Below are 4,070 nucleotides of genomic sequence, written 5' to 3'. Positions count from 1 at the left end.
TTGAGTTTTTGCAAAATATCCCCGGTACGCTTGGCGGACTAATAAAAATGAACGCGGGGCCTTGCGGCGGTAGCCTCAGCGACGACTTGCTCGCGGTGCGGCTGGGACGCGGCTGGGTGGAGCGCGAGAGGATAAGCTTTAGCTACCGCAAAAGCGGGATAGATGAGCCGATTTTCGGCGCCGAGTTTAAAATTTCACGCGAATTTGACGCGACTCTTGCGGCGGATTTCGCCGCTAAACGCGCAAATCAGCCAAAAGGCGCTAGCTTTGGCAGCTGTTTTGTAAATCCGCCCGGCGACTACGCAGGCAGGCTGATCGAGGCCGCTCAGCTCAAAGGCTACGCGATAGGCGGGGCCAAATTTAGCGAACAGCACGCAAATTTCATCATAAATTTTAACGCCGCGACCTTCGCGGACGTGACCGGACTCATAAATTTAGCCCGCGAGCGCGTTTTGGAGCAGTTTGGCGTCGAGCTAAAAACCGAAGTAGTCGTGATTTAGGTTAAAAACATAGCAAACAGGCTATAATGTTTAAGATTACTCGCAAGGAGGGTCTTATAAAAAAGCTAGCTTTAGCCATGTTTTTAGCATTTTGTTGCCTGTCGGTAGCACAGGCCGGGCCAAATCACAACAACGGACTAGCGGCAAAATCCAAAGGCCAGTGGAAGGACGCGGAGAACTACTTTAAGCTAGGCTGCTATAAAGAAAAGGTTGATTCTTCTTGCAAGGAGCTCGGGCAGCTTTATGAGTTTGGCAAGGGTTCCGACGTCAAAAAAGACTCCGGCCTCGCAAAGCAGGCCTATGAAAAGTGCTACTAGATATCGTTTGGCAAGAGAAGCGACTGCTGCGACAAAGTAAAAGAAAAACCCGCCGTGAGCGCCGAAAAAGGCTGCGAAAACAACGATGCGGCGGCCTGCATAGACTACGCTTATGAAAAACAAGACGTCAAATACTACCAAAAAGCTTGCGATCTAGGCTCAAATTTAGGTTGCCTATGGACGGGCTACTCGTACACCGAGGGCAAAAACGGCGCCGAGCACGATCCCAAAAAAGGCTTTGAGATATTTTCAAAACTTTGCAGTAGCGGCTACGACGACGGTTGTAAATTTGTAGCGATGGGCTATAGAGACGGCAAAGGCGTAGAGAAAAATATAGACAAAGCCGTCGAAATCCTAAGCGAAATTTGCCAAGGCGAGAGATTTGACGGATGCGCGAAGCTAGGCGAAATCTACCAAGACGACGCCTACGGCAAAAAAGACGAAGCAAAAGCGTACGAGTACTATCTCCTGGCCTTTACGAAAAAAGAGCACGAAGCCTCAGGAAAATACGTAAAAGATAAAGACAATGCCGCAAAAGCCTGCGAAGCAAATATCGCGCTAGGATGCGAATACGCGGGCTCTGCGTACTATCAAGAAAAGCAGTTTGCTAAAGCTGCGGAGTATTTTGACAAAGGCTGCGAGCACGGCCTAGTCGAGTCATGTTTGTTTGCGGGCTACACATACTACATGCCGCCGACTGAAAGCGGAGTCGCAAAAGATCTTGAAAAGGCTAAAATTTACTTCAAAAAAGGCTGCGATCTAGGCTCGGCTCAGAGCTGCAGCACTCTAGAAAATATCAAATAAACCTACGGGCGCAAATTTAACCGTTTGCGCCTAAATTTATCTTTCAAACCATAAAATCATACGATCACGGAAGTCAAATTTAGCTAACGCCGCAAATTAAAAGCGCACTCCCGAGCCAAATTTGGCCGTCAAATTGGGCGCCAAAACTCTAGCCCAGATAGTAACCCGCCAAAGCCGCGGCAGCAACGACGATAGTAAGCGCGGCCGTTAGTTTATATAGCCGCAAAGCTCCAGCGCAGCGACTTTTCATATCGCGGATTTTAGGCGGTTTGCTAGTTAAATTTAGCTCTAAAAGCGCCGCGTCAAATTTGCCCTGCCCCAGCCTCTCATCCGCAAAATCATTAAATATAAGCGCGTCAAAATGCAACCTAATATGCAGATAAAACAAAACCGCAAAAGCCGTCAAAAAGCCCGCAACGACGACAAAATTTGCAAAAATACTAAGGCAGACGGCTAGCTGAAGCAAATTTAAAAAGAAAAATAGCCTATGCGTTGCTAAAAATCTAGCCGTAACCAGCGCCAAAGCCCTATCGTCCGTCCTTTGGCGGCATTCCCGCTCCCCGCCTTGCGCCGCTTTCTCGTTTTGCTCCGCATTCGTCATTTTCCCTCCTCATTTTGGGCGTTTGCCTTTGGTTAAATTCCCGTTCGTTTTCGCCGAGAATTTTGCAATGCCGCTTGTTTCTAGCCTGCAGATTTTTTAAATTTGATCCCTCAAACCGGACTTGATCAAATTTAGCATGCGCCTATTTCGCGCTTAAATTTGCCGCACTTGCTTTTGCGCATTTAGCCAATCTTTAGTCCGTTTTCGAATTCGTGGACTTCTGCGACTAGCCGCGCTATCCTCTCGCGCAGCGAGCTGGAGACGGCGATCTTTTCGCGGCGCGATTTTAGCAAATTTAGCGCGTCATCAAAGCCAAAGTCCCTAAAAATCACCATCCAAGCAAGCAGCACCGACGCGCTCCTGCCGTAGCCCAGCGCGCAACACACTAGCACCCTTTTGCTGTTTTGCTCGGCGACTCGTTCATTTGAGCCCGCGGGAGTTTGTCTCGCCTCGGTGATCTCTAGTTTGTTCGCCGCGCCGGGCGTTTGTAAATTTACCCGCGAGCCCGCTTGCTCGTCAAATTTCAAATCTCGCCCGTGCGCGTAGCCCACCTCGGCGCTAAAATTTAATCCTAGCTCCGCCGCCCTTTGCGGTAAATTTGCGCCGCTGCTAAAAGCCATTTTCACGAGTCGCTCAAGCTCGTCCGCACCGCGCCTCAGCTCGTCTGCGCCGGGCGTTATCATATCTAACATAGGTAGACTCGCGTAAATTTGCGCGCCGTTAGGCCTCTCAAACTCGGCCGCGCAGTCTAGCACCGCGTAAAATTTACCCGCCTGCTTAACCGAGCCCAGATAGAGCCCCGGCAAAATCTCGTCTGAAAGCCGGCGTCTGCGCAGCCAAAAAAGCGCATTTAGCCGCGCGACGCAAAGATAAGGGAAAAGTAAGGCTTTAGACACGGCGGCGTGACGACCTTGCCCGTTTTTAGCAAAAACACCCACGCCCAAAAACGCGTAACCGCAGGCAACCAGCGCAAAACTAAGGCTCGCCCAAGATAGCCACAGCGCCCACGAGCTCCAAATTTGAGCCCCCAAAATCGCCGCAAAAAGCGTCAAAAACGCAAGCCCCAGATATAGTGCCGCCCATTTGTATCGCGCTGCGTCCGCGGACATGGCAAAACTAAGCGGCTCGCCATCCATCGGACGAACGAGCAGCACGAAACAACCGGCGGCTAATCCCGTCGGAATGTCGATAAAATGGTGCTGATACGTGGTCAGTACGCTAAAGCCGATGAGCACAAACCATGCTACGAGCGCCGCTTTAAGCCAAACCGCGCGCGCCTTGCGAAGGTAAAATGCGCCCACGACGACGCAAAGTATGATGTGCAGCGATGGGGCTTGATTAAACGGGAGGTCAAAGGCGGCCAGGCTCGAGAACAAAAAACCACTAAAGCCCGAAACTGCGGGCTTTTCCCACGACATTTGCAGAGGAAAAGCGATAAAAAACAGCGTCGCGATAATCTGCGCGGCTAGTAGCTGCGTGACGTAGCGCGCGAGCTCCCCGGCGTCACGGCAGAGGAAAAATCCAAGCGCGTAGAGTAAATTTAGCGACCAATACGGCACGATACTCCACGCCCAAAACGGCACCGCGCGCTCCCAGGCAAAATAGATCTCGGGCACGTTTGCGCGAGCGCTCGCGAGGGCGTTTGTAGCGCCGTAGCTAGCGTAAAATATCGCGGCAACGACGACTAGCGCGGCCAGCTGCGATAAAAACGATTTCGTTTCCATTTTTGCCTTTTTTGCTAATTCTATCAAATTTTATCGGATTTGCGCTTTGGCGGCTTAATCGCCGGTATCGCTCGCTTGACATAAAAGCGTAAAATTTACCCACCGAGACCCGCACTTTTAAGAT

Annotated in this window: 4 protein-coding genes and 1 pseudogene; 3 read left to right on the top strand and 2 right to left on the bottom strand. The window is 50.8% G+C overall.

Annotated elements, in window-relative coordinates; translation table 11 throughout:
• From murB to H740_RS08360, 3 genes and pseudogenes are all read left to right on the top strand, one after another.
• Positions 1–500: pseudogene (murB, locus tag H740_RS08370) on the top strand (UDP-N-acetylmuramate dehydrogenase); the annotation flags it as partial.
• A gap of 26 nt (positions 501–526) precedes the next feature.
• Positions 527–817, top strand: coding sequence for a hypothetical protein (locus H740_RS08365; RefSeq protein ID WP_002953223.1), 291 nt, complete (start codon positions 527–529; stop codon positions 815–817).
• A gap of 54 nt (positions 818–871) precedes the next feature.
• Complete coding sequence (locus tag H740_RS08360; protein WP_002953222.1) at positions 872–1,621, top strand: tetratricopeptide repeat protein; 750 nt, start codon at positions 872–874, stop codon at positions 1,619–1,621.
• A gap of 148 nt (positions 1,622–1,769) precedes the next feature.
• Here H740_RS08360 and H740_RS08355 read toward each other — a convergent pair whose 3' ends face one another.
• Entirely contained in the window at positions 1,770–2,222 is a 453-nt protein-coding gene (locus tag H740_RS08355) for a hypothetical protein (protein WP_002953221.1), read from the bottom strand.
• Between the two features lie 182 nt (positions 2,223–2,404).
• Entirely contained in the window at positions 2,405–3,946 is a 1,542-nt protein-coding gene (locus H740_RS08350; RefSeq protein ID WP_034957765.1) for a phosphatase PAP2/dual specificity phosphatase family protein, read from the bottom strand.
• Positions 3,947–4,070: the final 124 nt, after the last annotated feature.

The sequence above is a fragment of the Campylobacter showae CC57C genome (assembly GCF_000344295.2).
Taxonomy (GTDB): domain Bacteria; phylum Campylobacterota; class Campylobacteria; order Campylobacterales; family Campylobacteraceae; genus Campylobacter_A; species Campylobacter_A showae_B.
This window is presented reverse-complemented; position numbering and strand designations above follow the sequence as displayed.